Source organism: Marinobacter sp. EhC06, assembly GCF_001650915.1.
Lineage (GTDB): Bacteria > Pseudomonadota > Gammaproteobacteria > Pseudomonadales > Oleiphilaceae > Marinobacter.
Map to the genome: position 1 here is coordinate 418,799 of NZ_LXYO01000001.1, position 15,949 is coordinate 434,747.

At 57.8% G+C, this 15,949-nt stretch carries 14 protein-coding genes; 11 read left to right on the forward strand and 3 right to left on the reverse strand.

What is annotated here, in order from left to right; all coding sequences use genetic code 11:
• The first annotated feature begins 118 nt into the window (after positions 1-118).
• Positions 119-1,135, forward strand: a complete 1,017-nt coding sequence (locus A8B84_RS01875; RefSeq protein WP_053112685.1) for a nucleoid-associated protein — start codon at positions 119-121, stop codon at positions 1,133-1,135.
• Here the strand turns inward: A8B84_RS01875 and trmH are convergent.
• Positions 1,071-1,853, reverse strand: a complete 783-nt coding sequence (trmH, locus tag A8B84_RS01880; protein WP_064228674.1) for a tRNA (guanosine(18)-2'-O)-methyltransferase TrmH — start codon at positions 1,851-1,853, stop codon at positions 1,071-1,073. The two genes, A8B84_RS01875 and trmH, sit on opposite strands and share 65 nt — an antisense overlap.
• A gap of 186 nt (positions 1,854-2,039) precedes the next feature.
• Between trmH and miaB the strand changes: the two genes are divergently transcribed.
• The 5 genes from miaB (at position 2,040) to lnt (ending at position 7,709) form a co-directional block, all read left to right on the forward strand.
• Positions 2,040-3,386 (forward strand): tRNA (N6-isopentenyl adenosine(37)-C2)-methylthiotransferase MiaB, encoded by a 1,347-nt coding sequence (gene miaB / locus A8B84_RS01885; protein ID WP_064228673.1) that lies wholly within the window; start codon positions 2,040-2,042, stop codon positions 3,384-3,386.
• Positions 3,387-3,861: 475 nt separating this feature from the next.
• Positions 3,862-4,845: a PhoH family protein gene (locus A8B84_RS01890; protein ID WP_064228672.1), complete on the forward strand. Its 984-nt coding sequence runs from the start codon at positions 3,862-3,864 to the stop codon at positions 4,843-4,845.
• Positions 4,842-5,315, forward strand: coding sequence for an rRNA maturation RNase YbeY (ybeY, locus tag A8B84_RS01895; RefSeq protein WP_064228671.1), 474 nt, complete (start codon positions 4,842-4,844; stop codon positions 5,313-5,315). Before A8B84_RS01890 ends, ybeY begins: the two co-directional genes overlap by 4 nt.
• A complete protein-coding gene (locus tag A8B84_RS01900) occupies positions 5,312-6,157 on the forward strand; it encodes an HlyC/CorC family transporter (protein ID WP_064228670.1) in 846 nt (281 codons plus the stop codon). The genes ybeY and A8B84_RS01900 overlap by 4 nt, the downstream gene beginning before the upstream one ends.
• Complete coding sequence (gene lnt / locus A8B84_RS01905; RefSeq protein ID WP_064228669.1) at positions 6,147-7,709, forward strand: apolipoprotein N-acyltransferase; 1,563 nt, start codon at positions 6,147-6,149, stop codon at positions 7,707-7,709. Before A8B84_RS01900 ends, lnt begins: the two co-directional genes overlap by 11 nt.
• Here lnt and A8B84_RS01910 read toward each other — a convergent pair.
• On the reverse strand, positions 7,678-8,226 hold the full coding sequence (locus tag A8B84_RS01910; protein ID WP_064228668.1) for a zinc ribbon-containing protein: 549 nt from the start codon (positions 8,224-8,226) through the stop codon (positions 7,678-7,680). The genes lnt and A8B84_RS01910 overlap by 32 nt on opposite strands.
• A 448-nt stretch (positions 8,227-8,674) precedes the next feature.
• On the opposite strand from A8B84_RS01910, the gene leuS reads away from it, so the two are divergent.
• The 5 genes from leuS to A8B84_RS01935 all read left to right on the forward strand — a co-directional run bounded on the left by leuS (position 8,675) and on the right by A8B84_RS01935 (position 14,061).
• A complete protein-coding gene (leuS, locus tag A8B84_RS01915) occupies positions 8,675-11,260 on the forward strand; it encodes a leucine--tRNA ligase (RefSeq protein ID WP_064228993.1) in 2,586 nt (861 codons plus the stop codon).
• 1 nt (position 11,261) lies between these two features.
• A complete protein-coding gene (lptE, locus tag A8B84_RS01920) occupies positions 11,262-11,849 on the forward strand; it encodes an LPS assembly lipoprotein LptE (protein WP_064228667.1) in 588 nt (195 codons plus the stop codon).
• The gene (holA, locus tag A8B84_RS01925; protein ID WP_064228666.1) at positions 11,846-12,853 is read left to right on the forward strand and encodes a DNA polymerase III subunit delta; all 1,008 of its coding nucleotides are present in this window, start codon (positions 11,846-11,848) and stop codon (positions 12,851-12,853) included. Before lptE ends, holA begins: the two co-directional genes overlap by 4 nt.
• 111 nt (positions 12,854-12,964) lie before the next feature.
• On the forward strand, positions 12,965-13,228 hold the full coding sequence (locus A8B84_RS01930; RefSeq protein ID WP_064228665.1) for a hypothetical protein: 264 nt from the start codon (positions 12,965-12,967) through the stop codon (positions 13,226-13,228).
• A gap of 197 nt (positions 13,229-13,425) precedes the next feature.
• Positions 13,426-14,061: an endonuclease gene (locus A8B84_RS01935; protein WP_064228664.1), complete on the forward strand. Its 636-nt coding sequence runs from the start codon at positions 13,426-13,428 to the stop codon at positions 14,059-14,061.
• A gap of 88 nt (positions 14,062-14,149) precedes the next feature.
• Here A8B84_RS01935 and A8B84_RS01940 read toward each other — a convergent pair whose 3' ends face one another.
• Positions 14,150-15,940 carry an acyl-CoA dehydrogenase C-terminal domain-containing protein gene (locus A8B84_RS01940; protein ID WP_064228663.1) on the reverse strand — a complete coding sequence of 597 codons (1,791 nt, stop codon included), beginning with the start codon at positions 15,938-15,940 and terminating at the stop codon, positions 14,150-14,152.
• Positions 15,941-15,949 lie beyond the last annotated feature (9 nt).

Genomic DNA, 15,949 nt, shown 5'->3' on the forward strand with positions numbered 1-15,949 from the left:
AAGAATGACCTGCCCTGCGGCCCTCCCGCAAACCTTCAGGCTACCAATGAATCCGCCACCAAATCGTGGCAGAATCCCGCCTCTCTGAGTTAACCGAAACAACGAACAGGAGCCAAAAATGGCCATCAAACACCTCCGCACTGCCTTCGCCAGCCAGTACCAGCCGGGCCAGCCTGCCCGCCTAGTGACCGGCGAGGCCCTGCAGGAGCCCGGTGGCGATTACGAGGGGCTGCACAAGCAAATGAAGCGGCTGTTCAACAGCAAGCCTGGCAAGAAGTATGGCCGGTTTTCCGAGGATCTGGGCGAGTGCCCGTTCAGCGCCTGGCTGAAGGACTACCTGGAAGACAAACAAACCTTCGGCGCCATGACCGACCGCCTGTTCGGACAGTGGCAGGAACTGCTCACGGGCAGCCAAGAAGAATTCGATGGTCACCTGATGATTGTCCACGATGCTCTGGCGGATGCCGAGGTGGTCTACCTGTTTATTCTGGAGACCGACAGTGCCATGCGTTTCGATGGCAACCAGTCACTGGATGCGACCGACGTCCTCAGCCTTTCCCGTTTGAACCTGGCCGTTCGCATCGAGCTGGATGACTGGCGTGGTAACAACCCGGCGGAGAACTACCTCACCCTGGTTCATGGCCGTGGCACCGGGGAGCCAGGAGAGCTGTTCATCCGTCTGTGCGGGTTTACCAATCAGGTGGATGTGGAAAAGGAAACCATGACATTTCTGGATGCCGTAGAGGCCTTCGCGAAATCCTCGGAGCCAGAAAAGGCCGGCGAGGTTCGCAACAAGGCCTACGAGTTCTGTAAGGAGCAGCATGCACTGGGCGAGCCGGTGGAAATCGAGGCGCTCTCAGGCTACCTGGACGAGAGCGAGCCGCAGCGGTTCAAGGAGTTTGCATCGAAAACCGCCGAGCTGCCGGAAAGTGGTGTTCTGCATCCGGACCATCGCAAGGTTAAGAAACTGGTGCGTATTGCAGGCTCCGGGGGTGGCATGAGTGTGTCGTTTTCATCCGACTTGGTGAATCAGGCGGTTTACTATGACCGTGACAAAGACGCGTTGACGATTACCCGGCTTCCCAAGGCTTTGCGGGAACAGCTTCAGCGGTATCTTGAGGCTCGCGAGGAGTAATATTTGTCGTGTCGTCCCATCTGCGGCGATTGGCCCGCAGTTTGCGGACCTCCTGCATCCAGCCTACGCCGTCGATCAATTCGCCGGTTTCGGGATCGATGGGCGGGTAAGGCAGGTTGCGGTCGTCGCAGTAGCGTTTAACCGTGGGCTGGCACCAGCGGAACAGTAGACGGTTGTATTCGTCGTCCGGCAACCGGCGCTGGTCGAACATACCGGCCAGTTTTCTTTGTCTCTGGGCTTCGGACAGAATAATGGCGCAGGCGGACGAGACGTTGAGCGACTCCACCATCCCCATCATCGGGATCACAATATGTTCGTCGGCCTGGGCCGCGGCATCGGCGCTAACGCCATCCACCTCGTTACCCATAATCACCGTACAGGGCACCGTGTAGTCCGCCTCCCGGAAATCAATCGCCCGGTCGGAAAGCTGCGCGGCATAAAGCCTGTGGCCCTGCCCTTTCAGGCTTTCAATCGCTTCATCCATGCTCCGGTGAGTGTGAGTGGTGACCCAGTTATAGCTGCCACCGGCGGTTTTGCGGAACGCCCGGAAGCCTTCCTTCGGCCAGACCACGTGCATGTTGGCAAGGCCAAACGCGTCGCAGGAGCGGATGATGGCGGACAGATTCCGGGGTTTGTGCACCTGGTCGGTGAGGACGCTCAGATCCGGTTGCCGGGTGTTGAGGGTTTGTTTGATTCGGGCGAGGCGTTCGGGGGTCATGATCGTGTTCGGGCTTGATTGTCGATTTAAAGAATCAAAAATAATACCACAAGCGGACTAGCAACTAGCCGAGACAAAGGTGGTTGAAGTTTAAGCACCCCGTTATAATACGCAGTTCCTTTTTGCTGGCGCCCCGTTTCAAAAACCCTGTTCCCGGCGCAACATCCACCAGATTACGTGAGACCCATGGCCAAAAAGCTGTACATCAAAACCCACGGCTGTCAGATGAACGAGTACGATTCTGCCCGCATGGCAGACCTGCTCAAAACAGGTGAAACCGTCGAAATGACCGATTCACCCGATGACGCCGACATCCTGCTGCTAAACACCTGCTCCATCCGGGAAAAAGCCCAGGAGAAGGTGTTTCACCAGCTTGGCCGCTGGAAAAAGCTGAAGAGCAAAAAGCCCGAAATGATCATCGGCGTCGGCGGCTGCGTGGCTTCCCAGGAAGGCCAGGCCATCATTGACCGCGCACCCTACGTGGATATGGTCTTTGGCCCACAAACCCTGCATCGCCTGCCGGACATGATTACCGAAGTGCGGGCGAAGGGTAACGGTGTTGGCGTGGTGGACGTCAGCTTCCCGGAAATCGAGAAATTCGACAACCTGCCCGAGCCCGGCGCAGACGGCCCTTCCGCGTTTGTTTCGATCATGGAAGGCTGCAGCAAGTACTGCACTTTCTGCGTGGTGCCCTACACACGCGGGGAAGAAGTTAGCCGCCCGGCCGACGACGTAATCGCCGAGGTTGCCCATCTGGCCAGCCAGGGTGTTCGGGAAGTGAACCTGCTGGGCCAGAACGTGAACGCCTATCGGGGCGAAACCCACGACGGCGACACCATGGACCTGGCGGAACTGATTGAACTGATCGCCACCATCGACGGTATCGATCGCATCCGTTACACCACGTCCCACCCGGTAGAGTTCTCGGACGCCCTCATCGACGTTTATGAGCGTGTTCCAGAGCTGGTCAGCCACCTGCACTTGCCGGTCCAGAGCGGCTCCGACCGTATCCTGGCCGCCATGAAGCGTGGCCACACAGCTTTGGAGTACAAATCCAAACTCCGCCGCTTGCGCAAGATTCGCCCGGATATCAGTTTTTCGTCGGACTTCATCATCGGCTTCCCGGGCGAAACCGAGAAGGACTTTGAAGACACCATGAAGCTGATCAATGACATCGGCTTCGACATGTCCTTCAGCTTCGTCTACAGCGCCCGTCCGGGCACACCCGCGTCGGACCTGCCGGACGAGACGCCGATGGACGTCAAGAAGCAGCGTCTGAGCATCCTGCAGGATCGCCTGAATCAGAATGTGATGGATATCAGCCGCAAGATGGTTGGCAGCACCCAGCGGATTCTGGTGACGGGCCTGTCCAAGAAGGACCCTGGCGAGTACGCGGGGCGTACCGAGAACAACCGGATCGTGAATTTCCGGCATGAGAATCCGGAGGTTGTTGGGCACTTTATTGATGTCGATATTGTGGAGGCCTATCCCAATTCTCTTCGCGGGGTGCCTGTGAGCTCGGAGTTGTTTTAGGCCTGGTTTCGTATTCGTCTGAGACTTGGAGTGGGGCGAGTGATGGGGCTCCCCTCCCAAAAACCGCTACGAGCACATCCATGTGCGCTTGGCGTCGGCCATCCTTGGCCGCCGACATTTTTGGGAGGGGAGCCCCACCACTCTCCGGCGGCTGCACAGCCGTCTGCCTGGTGCAAGCTTCGTATGCGTGGGCAGGGTTAGACGGGGTCGCAATCCAATAATATGCCTGTAACCAAGAAATTTTACGGATTACGCCTCGGGCGAAGCCAGACTACTTGTTTTTTCACATTCGGACCTGCACATAGATTGATCAGGGCGAGGGCCGGAAGGTGTTTCCAAAAACGTGGAGCGCCAGGGATGGCGCGACCGAGCCCTACAGGGACGTATTCACGGGCGCTTTTTGGAAACACCTTCCGGCCCTCGCCCGTTTCGCCAACATCAGATACTCGTTCTCCCAAACCAAAACGGAGCACTTTTGAACGCCAACGATCACAGACAATTTGACCTGCACCCGGTGGACCAGCGTCGGCTGGCGACGCTTTGTGGCCAGTTTGATGAAAACCTGAAGATGATTGAAAAGCGCCTGCATGTAAAAGTCGGCAGGCGGGGTCATCATTTTCGGGTGGAAGGGGAAACCGAGCATGTGGCGGCGGCCGTTGAGGTTATCCGGCATCTGTATCGGGAAACCGAGGCCACGGATGATATTCCGCCGGATACTGTGCATCTGTTTATCCGGGAAACCGGCTTTGAGCGCCTGCCCGAGGACGTGCCCTACGATGGCGCTGTGACGGTTATCAAGACACCGAAGCTGCAGGCCAAGCCTCGGGGCGCGAACCAGCAGAAGTATGTTCACAATATCCGCACCCACGATATCAACTTCGGGATCGGGCCGGCGGGTACCGGCAAAACCTGGTTGGCAGTCGCCTGCGCGGTTGAGGCTCTGAAAGACGAGCAGGTGAAGCGGATTTTGCTGGTTCGGCCAGCGGTCGAGGCCGGCGAGAAGCTTGGTTTCCTTCCTGGCGATCTGGCCCAGAAGGTGGATCCGTATCTGCGCCCGCTGTACGACGCGCTCTATGAAATGCTCGGGTTTGACCATGTCACACGGCTGATCGAGAAAAGCGTGATCGAGATTGCGCCGCTGGCGTTCATGCGGGGCCGTACGCTGAACAACTCGTTCATCATTCTGGATGAAAGCCAGAACACCACCCGGGAGCAGATGAAGATGTTCCTGACCCGGATCGGTTTCGGCTCCACTGCGGTGATTACCGGTGACACCACCCAGGTGGACCTGCCCCGCGGCCAGAATTCCGGACTGATTCATGCCGCAAGTGTTCTGAGCAAGGTGCCGGGCATCGGGTTTACCCGGTTCGAAGCGAAAGATGTGGTACGTCACCCGCTGGTACAGCGCATTGTCGAAGCCTACGATTCCTTTGATGACGGGAGTGCGACTGGCCAGTGAGCAAGTTGACTGTGGATTTTCAACAGGTTTTTGAAGCGCCGGGTATACCTTCGGAGTCGCAGGTTCAACAATGGGCGCAACTGGCCTGGCAGGGCGAGGATCCGTCCGAGGTGACGGTCCGTATTGTTGGAACTGAAGAAAGTCAGGCCTTGAATCATCAGTACCGGGGGCGGGACTATCCGACCAACGTGTTGTCCTTCCCATTTGAGGCGCCAGCCGGTATAACGGTGCCATTGGCCGGAGATCTGGTGATTTGTGCGCCGGTTGTCGAGACAGAGGCCAGGGAACAGGACAAAACCCTGGACGCCCATTGGGCTCACATGGTGGTGCACGGTATGTTGCATCTCCAGGGTTTTGATCATATTGAAGACGATGATGCCGAGGTCATGGAAGCCCTCGAAATCCGGCTGCTTGCGCAGCTTGGATTTGGCAATCCCTACGAAGCAGAGGAAACGGAACAAGACTCATGAGCGACGATCAGTCGAGTCGCAGTCAGGGCGGCAAGTCCTGGCTGGAACGTATATCACAGGCCTTCTCCAGCGGGCCTGAGTCCGTCGAGGACGTGCTGGAAATCCTGCGGGACGCCGAGTCCCAGAACATCATCGATGTTGATGCCATGAGCATCATCGAAGGTGCCATGCAGGTGATCGACATGCGGGTGGATGAGATCATGATTCCCCGCTCACAGATGGTCACCGTCAAGGCATCCCAAGAGCCCAAAGAGTTTCTGGGCGAAATCATGGATTCCGCACACAGCCGTTTCCCGGTCATCGGGGACAGCCAGGACGACGTGATTGGCGTTCTTCTGGCCAAGGATCTGCTTCCCCTGGCCCTGAACAACGATCTGAACTGGAACCGTATCCGGGAAATTCTGCGCCCGCCCACCTTCGTGCCCGAGAGCAAGCGCCTGAACCAGCTGCTCAAGGAGTTCAAGGAAAATCGCAACCATATGGCCATTGTGGTGGACGAATACGGCGGCACCGCCGGGTTGATCACCATTGAAGACGTGCTTGAACAGATCGTTGGTGAAATCGAGGACGAGCACGATTTTGATGAGGAAACCCACATCAAGGCCCGGGGCGATGGCAGCTACGCCGTAAAAGCAGTAACGCCCATTGATGATTTCAATGAGTTCTTCGAAACCGAAATGGACGAAGAGGAATTCGATACCATTGGTGGCGTGGTTCTCAAGGAATTCGGACACCTGCCCAGACGGGGCGAATCGGTTGAATTCGGCGGCTTGCGCTTTACCATTGCCAACGCCGATAACCGCGTAATCCGTCTGCTGCAGGTAACCCGAAGTGACCAGTGACGCCACAAACACCAGAGCGCTGAAAACCCCGCTTTCCTCCAACGCCTGGTTGGGCGCGGCCGCCCTTGTGGTTGCCGGCGCCCTGCAAACCCTGACCTTTTCTCCGTTCAACCTCTGGTGGCTGGGCCCGGTCTCGGTCCTGCTGATCCTCCTGGTTACCGTACCACTGGCACCGGAGAAACTTTTCCGGGCTGGCTGGCTTACTGGCCTGGGGCTGTTTGGGAGCGGCGCCAGCTGGGTCTACATCAGCATCAGCGAACATGGCAACACGGCAATTCCCGTCGCCATCCTGTTGACGGTTCTGTTCGTGGCGGGCCTCGCGCTGTTCCATGGCCTGGCCTTCTGGTTCTGGGGCAAACTTGCCAAGGACAGCCCGGCCCGGCGCCTGATCCTGTTTCCGGCCATCTGGATTCTGGGCGACTGGCTCCGGGGCTGGCTGCTCACCGGCTTTCCATGGCTGTATCTGGGCACCGCACACACTGACGGCCCCCTGGCCGGGCTGGCACCTCTGACCGGCGTCCATGGCATCACGTTCTGGATTGCTGCAACCGGTGCCGCATTGTACGGCGGCTGGTGGCTGCTGAAACACCTAAAACCGGTTGCTGCGGGCGTTACCCTCGTTGTTGCCCTGATTCCCTGGCTGGTTGCCCCGGCCATGAACCGCCTCGACTGGACAGATTTGAGCGAAGACGCTACAACCTTTGCCGCCATGCAGGGCAATATTCCCCAGCAGATCAAATGGGACCCGGAGTTTCTGAAGGACCAGATCGTCACCTATCTGAGCATGACCGAAGACCATTGGGACACGGATCTGATTCTCTGGCCGGAAACCGCCATTCCCATCCCCCAGGATCAGGCCGGCAAGATCATCGACCACATCAGTACAGAGCTGGGTGACAACAGCACCCTGATTACCGGCATACCCTGGTACGGATTCAGCGACCGAATTGAAGATTTCACGTTTCACAATAGCATCATGGCCATCGGCAACGGCGAGGGCATCTACCACAAGCAAAAGCTGGTGCCATTCGGAGAGTACGTGCCACTTCAAAGTGTGTTGCGGGGACTGATTGGTTTCTTCGATTTGCCCATGAGTGATTTCAGCCGGGGGCCGGAGTGGCAGGATCCGCTCAAGGCCAATGGCGTCAATGTGATGCCCTTCATCTGCTATGAAGTCGCCTACCCGGATTTTGTTGCCTTTAATGCCAGGGGCGCGGGCCTGCTGCTCACGATCAGCAACGATGGTTGGTTTGGCGATTCCATTGGCCCGTTACAGCATCTGCAGATTGCCAGAATGCGGGCATTGGAGACCGGCCGTTACATGCTTCGTGGCACCAACAATGGCGTAACGGCGATCATCAATAACCGGGGCGAGCTGACTGAAACCATCCCCCAGTTCGAGCGCGCCACCCTGACCGGCGAGGTGTTCACCGCCACTGGCAGCACGCCCTACATGCAGACAGGCTCCTGGCCAGTCCTGACCCTCGCAGTTATTTTGATCGTGTTTGTCCGGGAGCGGATCATTCCTCCTGTTTCGGCCAGCGGCTCGTAACCCGCTCGTAGTAGTGGGAGCCGCAGGCTTCACAGGGTTCCAGGTGGCTGGTGGCTGTCAGACACCGCATGTGCCCGCAGTTGAGGCACTGGAACATACCAGCGGTGGCCACCTCGCCCGAGATATACTGGCCCACTTCCTTATTTTCCAGTTTCTGTTTGAGCTCGAGGAAGTCGACGACGGTTTTATCAGCAACCGATAACAAACTGTCGGCCAGTTGGTGCTCCAACAGCGCGATATCAAGCTGCAACCATTCACTCAAGCCTTCGCCGGTCTCCTCGACAAAATGCAGAAGATGTTCAAGATCCCGCTGAAGATAGGCACCCAGCAGGTCTGCTTCTTCGCGGGTCATTTCCTCGAGCTCATACTCAAACTCGACCGCCTTCTGCACTTCTTCCTCAAGGGTCTGGAGCGACGTTTCCTCCAGGTCGTGGAGACGCGCTTTCACCCGCTCCAGCATACGGTCGTATACTTCCAGTGCCTTGCCTGAGAGATGACTTCTTTCTGGTTGTGTCATATTGACTCCTTGATACCGCAAATCTGGGTGCAAGAGCCGCGCTGGGGGCGTTCTTGCCAGGACGCGCTGTAAATACATCCCTGTACGCTTGACTGCAGCATCCATGCTGCAGACAGTCCCGGCAAGAACGCCCCCACCACGTCTCCCAAACCTCGGGAACACGCCTGTTGGATCCACTTACTTTGTTTGGGGTTCTGGCGGGTGTGGCTCCCCGGGACTGTGAGCAGCAGGGATGCTGCGATCAAGCCTACACGGACGTATTCACGGCGTGTCCCGGGGAGCCATACCCGCCAGAACCTTCCCCATAGCTATAAGTCTGGCACAAGAACAGAAAATTGGCAGACTACCTGTAAAGGCTAGTGTGCGTTAGAATGTTCGGCCCGCTCCGGACGTGATTTTGATACAGGCTTTTATTTTTCCACACAAGGTAATTTCGGTAATGGCAGGAATGGACGAGCAATACAATCCCCGTGACGTAGAACAGAATGCCCGTAATTTCTGGGAAGAGAACAAGACCTTCACGGTGAAGGAAGAACCGGGCAAACCAAAGTACTACTGCCTGTCCATGTTCCCCTACCCCAGCGGCAAGCTGCATATGGGGCACGTCCGCAACTACACCATCGGCGATGTAATTTCCCGCTACCAGCGCATGCAGGGCAAGAACGTGATGCAGCCCATGGGCTGGGATGCCTTTGGCCTGCCCGCCGAGAACGCTGCCATTGCCAACAAGACCGCACCGGCCAAGTGGACCTACGCCAACATCGAATACATGAAGAACCAGCTCAAGCAGCTGGGTTTCGGGTACGACTGGGACCGGGAGCTGGCGACCTGCAAGCCGGACTACTACCGCTGGGAGCAGTGGTTCTTTGCCCGCCTGTATGAGAAGGGCCTGGTGTACAAAAAGATGTCCACGGTGAACTGGGACCCGGTGGACCAGACGGTTCTGGCCAACGAGCAGGTTGTTGACGGCCGGGGCTGGCGTTCCGGAGCATTGGTGGAACAGAAGAAGATCCCCCAGTGGTTTATCCGCATTACCGATTACGCCGAAGAACTGTTGAACGATCTGGATGAGCTGGAAGACTGGCCCGAGCAGGTCAAGACCATGCAGCGCAACTGGATCGGCAAGTCGGAAGGTACCGAGCTGACCTTCCCGCTTAAAGACCGTGACAGTGGCCTGACCGTTTACACCACACGCCCCGACACCCTGATGGGCGTGAGCTACATGGCCGTAGCCGCAGAGCATCCTCTGGCCAAAGAGGCGGCGGAGCGTCATCGCGATGTGGCTGAGTTTGTCGAGGAGTGCCGTAACAGCAAGACCGCGGAGGCCGAGCTGGCAACCATGGAGAAGCGCGGCATCGACACCGGTTTCAAGGCTGTCCATCCGCTGACTCAGGAAGAGATTCCGATTTGGGTCGCCAACTTTGTTCTGACTGATTACGGTACCGGCGCCCTGATGGCGGTTCCGGGCCATGACGAGCGGGACCATGAATTTGCCCGCAAGTACAAGCTGCCCATCAAGCAGGTTATTGCCGCCCGCGATGGCCGTGAAATTGATGTTCAGGAAGAGGCGTTTACCGAGAAAGGCACGCTGGTGTCCTCGGGCAAATACAGTGGCCTGACCAGCGAAGAAGCCTTCGACGAAATCGCAAGCTACCTGGAAGAACACAAAATCGGCAAGCGCACTGTGAACTATCGCCTGCGCGACTGGGGCGTATCCCGCCAGCGTTACTGGGGCGCGCCGATCCCGATGATGACACTGGAAGACGGCACCGAGATGCCGGTGCCCGATGACAAGCTGCCGGTTCGCCTGCCAGAAGATGTGGAAATGGACGGTGTCCAGTCCCCGATCAAGGCCGACCCCGAGTGGTGCAAGACCGAATTTAACGGCCAGCCGGCGACTCTGGAAACCGACACCTTTGATACGTTCATGGAGTCTTCCTGGTACTACGCCCGGTTCTGCAGCCCCAATTACGATCAGGGTATGCTGGACCCGTCCGCCGCCAACTACTGGCTGCCGGTGGATCAATATATTGGCGGCATAGAGCACGCGATTCTGCACCTGCTGTACGCCCGCTTCTTCCACAAGCTGCTGCGGGACGTGGGCCTGGTAACCAGTTCCGAGCCATTCAACCGGCTGCTTTGCCAGGGCATGGTCCTGGCGGAGACCTACTACCGCGAAGATGGCAAGGGCGGCAAAGTATGGATCTCGCCCGCCGACGTGACCGTAGAGCGTGACGAAAAGGGCCAGCCTGTTCGGGCGGTGCATAAGGAAGATGGCGAGCCGGTGGTATCCGGCGGCGTCACCAAGATGTCCAAGTCCAAGAACAATGGTATCGATCCCCAGGCAATTATTGACGAGCATGGCGCCGACACTGTTCGCCTGTTCATGATGTTTGCTGCGCCCCCTGAACAGTCCCTGGAGTGGTCTGACAGCGGTGTCGAAGGTGCCCACCGTTTCCTGAAACGGGTCTGGCGCCTGGTGAACGAGCACGCCGCGGCTGGTGATGCGCCGGCTGTGAACGCTGCCGACCTGAACGATGACCAGAAAAACCTGCGGCGCAAGACTCACGAGACCATTGCAAAAGTCAGTGACGACATCAGCCGTCGGCTGACGTTCAACACTGCCATTGCGGCCGTGATGGAGCTGCTCAACGATGTTGGCAAGTTGCAGGGTGACGAACCACAGACCCGGGCGGTCCGCCAGGAAGCCCTGGACACCGCGGTGCTTGTACTGTCGCCGATCGTTCCGCACATCTGCCATACCCTCTGGCAGGCGCTCGGGCACGAGGAGCCAGTTGTTGATGCGCCCTGGCCAAAAGCCGATGAAGCCGCCATGGTTCGCAGCCAGATCCAGGTAGTACTGCAGGTGAATGGCAAGGTACGAGCCAAGGAAGATGTGCCTGCCGATATCAGCAAGGCGGACCTGGAAAAACTGGCGCTGGAGAACGAGAACGTTATGCGTTTTACCGAGGGCGCAACGGTACGCAGGGTTATCGTGGTGCCTGGCAAACTGGTGAACGTGGTGGCTAACTGATATGTTCCGGCACTCCGCTCTGAAATCCCTGGCAAACCTGATGCTGATTGCTGTGATGGCGGTGCTGCTTGCAGGATGCGGATTCCAGTTGCGGGGTGCGCCACCGGTTTCTTCAGCCCTTGAGCCGCTGGCCGTAGATTGCTCATCACAGGTGCCCGAAACCCTTTGCCGGTCATTACGGGAACAGCTCAGCCTTGGCAACGTCAGCCTCGCGCCGGTTGCGGACGCCGACTACATTCTACGGTTGAAGAACTTCGAGCGGGACCGTCGCGCAAGTGCCATCACGGCCCAGGCGGCGGCTGCAGAATACACCCTGCGTCACTCCGTTGACCTTGAGGTGATCAGCGCAGACCGGGTTCCCATGGTAGCCGCAACTCGCCTGACCACCAGCGAAAGTTACCGGTACGACGAAACGAACGTTCTGGCAAGACAGCGGGAAGAGGAGACCCTGCGCCAGCAAATGGACGATCGCCTTGCACAGCAGGTGATATTCCGGCTGGCACCTTTGACCCCGCAGAGAATCGACGCCATCCGGGCAGAATACCAGCGTAAACAGGAAGCCGACGCCCCAGCCACAGGCCAGCCATGAAGACCAACCCGGGACAGTTATCCCAGCTTCTGAAAAAGGGCCTCTCGCCGGTCTATCTCATTTCCGGTGATGAACCCCTGTTAGTGCAGGAATGCTGTGATCAGGTTCGAAAGGCCGCAAAAGACGCAGGCTTTCATGACCGCCTGACCTTCCACGCCGACCATCAGCTGGACTGGAATGCCGTTGGCGAAGAGTTCAGTGCCATGTCCCTGTTCGCAGAGAGACGGCGCATTGAAATTCATCTGCCGACTGGCAAGCTTGGCGACGGTCGTGCAGTTCTGGAACGGGTGCTGGCTGATCCCCCCGAAGATATCATCCTGCTGCTGATCAGCGCTCGCCTGGACGCCGCGGAGACCCGCCGCAAATGGTACAAGGAGCTTCAAGGTAAAGGCGTACACGTACCGGTGTGGCCCGTTGATGCTGACAAGTTCCAGGGCTGGCTCCAGCAGAGGGCCAGCAACCGCGGCCTCAGCCTGACCAGGGGCGCCCTGGCCATCATGAGCGAACGCCTGGAAGGCAATCTGCTTGCCGCCAGCCAGGAACTTGACAGGCTGTCTCTGCTGGCAAACGGCAATACCATCGATGAGGAAACCGTTGAACAGGCGGTCCAGGATAGTTCCCGGTTCAATGGCTTTGAACTGGTGACGGAATTGATCAGTGGCCGGGCACCTCACGCCGGCAAGATGATCACCGTTCTGCAGCAGGAGGGAGAAAACCCGCTGGGCCTTTTGTCTGTCCTCAGCCGCGACCTGAATCTCTTGCTGGAGCTAAAGTCCTCAGCCGGTCAGTCGGAGAATCCCGCGGCATTCTTGAAAAAGCGAGGAGTGTTCCAGCCCCAACGGGCCCGGGCACTGGAGCAGGCCGCACGCCGACTGAACCGCTCCCAACTGAATGAGGCTATCACCCTTTGCAGCCAGATCGATCGGGCCGCGAAAGGTTTCGATCCCCTGTCGCCCTGGCATTATTTGCGGGACATGTCCGCCCTGCTCGCGGGCCGTTCCTGATCTGCATCAAACTCCGCTCCCTTTGTACTCTTTTGGCGCGCCCAGCCCCTTGACAGTTTTTTACAATCGGGCGCATTGTAAGCACACCAACAATCCAAGGAGGTGCTTGATATGAGTCTTCAAGAAGAACTCAAAAAGCTGTCGGAAAAGGTAAAACAATATCGGGATGAAGCGCGCGTCCAGATGCATCTGGCCCGTGAAGACGTTAAGGACGAATGGGAGGATCTCGAACAGGACTGGGATCGTTTCAAAAGCAAGATAGATGAAGTGCTGCACGATGCCGAGAACGCTTCCCAGGAAGCTCGCCAGACCGCATCAAAACTTGGTGAAGACCTGAAAACCGGTTACCAGAACATTCGCAACAAACTGAAGTAAAACTGTTAACCCGTTAACACTACGCCACAAATTTCTACCACAGAGGCTCCGCGCTTTGGAGCCTCTGTGCCATACTTCACAGTATCAGTGAACAAAGCGTCATAGTTTTGACCCGCCTGATCAAATCCTGACCAGCCCTGATCAATAGGGCCCGAATTACCAGGACGCTTGAGCACACTGCGAGGTATAAAAGGCGTATGAAAAAATTCTTACTGATACCCACTGCACTCTGTCTGTTACTTACCACCACCCTCGTGATTGGCCAGAATACCCGGTTCAGCGATCCGGAGACCGTTGTTTCCGATCACTTCTGGGGCGACCTCTACGCCAGTGGCGGCAACTCCTTCTTCTGCAACACTGCTTTCACAAGCAAAGGTTTCGTGCTGACAGACGGCTACGTATACCCGCTGGCTGATGTCCGCAGCGCACTCGACTGTGGCACCTCGCGTGAATGCGAACAGGACAATCGCTATCGTCAGATCGCGTCTGACATGCATAACATGATACCTGTGCGCAGCCGGACGGAGATGGGCCGGCGCAACGCCCGCTACGAGGACCTGGGCTCATCGGTCAGCAAAGACGAATGCGGCATTCGCCAGAGCGCCCAGTTCTTTGAGCCGCCGGTGCGGGTCAAGGGTGATGTGGCGCGCACGGTGGCCTACATGGTCGACACCTATGACCTGCCCTGGCTTGGCTCATCCGCGGTATTCAAGGGTTGGAACCGGCTGGACCCGCCAGATGATGGCGAACTCACCCGGCACCGGCGCATCGCCGAAATCCAGGGCAACGACAACCCCTTCGTTACCAATCCGGACCGAATGGAGCGACTATAAGGTTTTGAAGCACCAGGCTGATAATTCGTTAACCACAAAAAAACAGGCCCGAGGGCCTGTTTTTTTACGTGGCTAATTACTGTCGGAATCAGAATTCCTCTGCAGTCAGCGCCATCATGGAGTCACTACCGCTACGAATACCTTCAGCCAATGAAACGGTCTTTGGCAACAGGCGATCAAAGTAGAATCGCGCTGTCTTCATTTTTCCGCTGTAGAACCCGGAGGTATCTGCATCCGCCTGGGGCGCAGCCGCTTTGACGATCTTCGCCCACATATATCCCAGTGCGGTCAGGCCGAACAAATCGAGGTAGTCCACAGACGCTGCACCAATGGCATTCGGGTTATCGCCAGCCTGCTTGATCACATGCTCGGTCACGTCGTCGAGCCGCTCGACCGCTGCGGCAAGTGGCTCAAGGAACGGGCGCAGATGCTCGTTACCACTGTTCTCCTCGAGAAAGTTTGCGACGTCCTGGGCAAACAGCTCATAGAGCTTGCCCTGGCTGCCGACCACTTTCCGTCCCATCAGGTCCAGTGCCTGGATACCATTGGTTCCTTCGTAGATCTGGGTAATGCGGCAGTCACGAACCAGTTGCTCCTGGCCCCACTCGCGGATGAAACCATGGCCACCGAAGACCTGCTGGCCCATGATACAGGCATCCAGGCCGCGATCGGTCAGGAATGCCTTGGCGACCGGGGTCAGCAACGCCACCATGCCCTCAGCGTGCTTGCGGCGTTCATCATCCTCTGCGTACTTGGCGATATCCAACCACTGGGCCACGTAGGTTGAGAAAGTACGACCACCTTCCACATAGCCTTTCATGGTCAACAGCATGCGTCGCACATCCGGATGCACAAGAATTGGATCTGCTGCTTTTTCAGGCTGCTGAGCGCCGGTTGGAGCGCGGCTCTGGATACGGTCCAGGGCGTACTCACGGGCACTTTGCAGGGAGGCCTCGGCAGCGCCAATGCCCTGGATACCCACGCCCAGACGCTCGTAGTTCATCATGGTGAACATGGCCGCCAGGCCCTTGTTCTCTTCGCCGACCAGCCAGCCTTTGGCGCCATCAAAGTTCATGACACAGGTTGCGGAACCCTTGATGCCCATCTTCTTCTCGATGGAGCCGCAGCTGAAGCTGTTACGCTCACCCAGGGAACCGTCTTCATTTACCAGGAACTTGGGCACGAGGAACAGGGAAATGCCTTTCGGGCCCTTGGGCGCGTCCGGCAGCTTGGCCAGCACCAGGTGGATGATGTTCTCCGCCATGTCGTGCTCGCCCCAAGTGATGAAGATCTTGGTGCCGGTCACGTTGAAGGAGCCGTCATCATTGGGCTCGGCCTTGGTGCGGATAATACCGAGATCGGTGCCGGCATGGGGCTCGGTCAGATCCATGGCCCCGGACCAGACGCCGGAATACATGTTGGGCAGGTATTTTTCTTTTAGTTCCTGACTACCGTGGGCATCCAGGGCGAGACAGGCACCTGCCGTGAGCATGGGAGCGAGGCCAAAGGCCATGTTGGCACCCTGCATCATTTCTTCGAACTGGGCGACCAGGGTCTTGGGCATGCCCATACCGCCGAAATCCGGGTTGCCGCCGAGGCCGTTCCAGCCGCCCTCAACGATGGTCTGGTAGGCTTCCTTGAAGCCGTCCGGCGAGGTCACCTCACCGTCGTTCCACTTGCAGCCCTGCTCGTCACCCTCACGGTTCAGAGGCGCAAGTACACCACTGCTGATCTTGCCGGCTTCTTCAAGAATCGCGTCCGCCGTTTCCGGGTCCACATGCTCGGCAACTTTGGGCAGTGAGGCCCACAGCGCGGGGGCATCGAAAACCTCATTCAGAACAAAGCGCATGTCACGTAGGGGTGCCTGATAATCAGCCATCTAAAACTC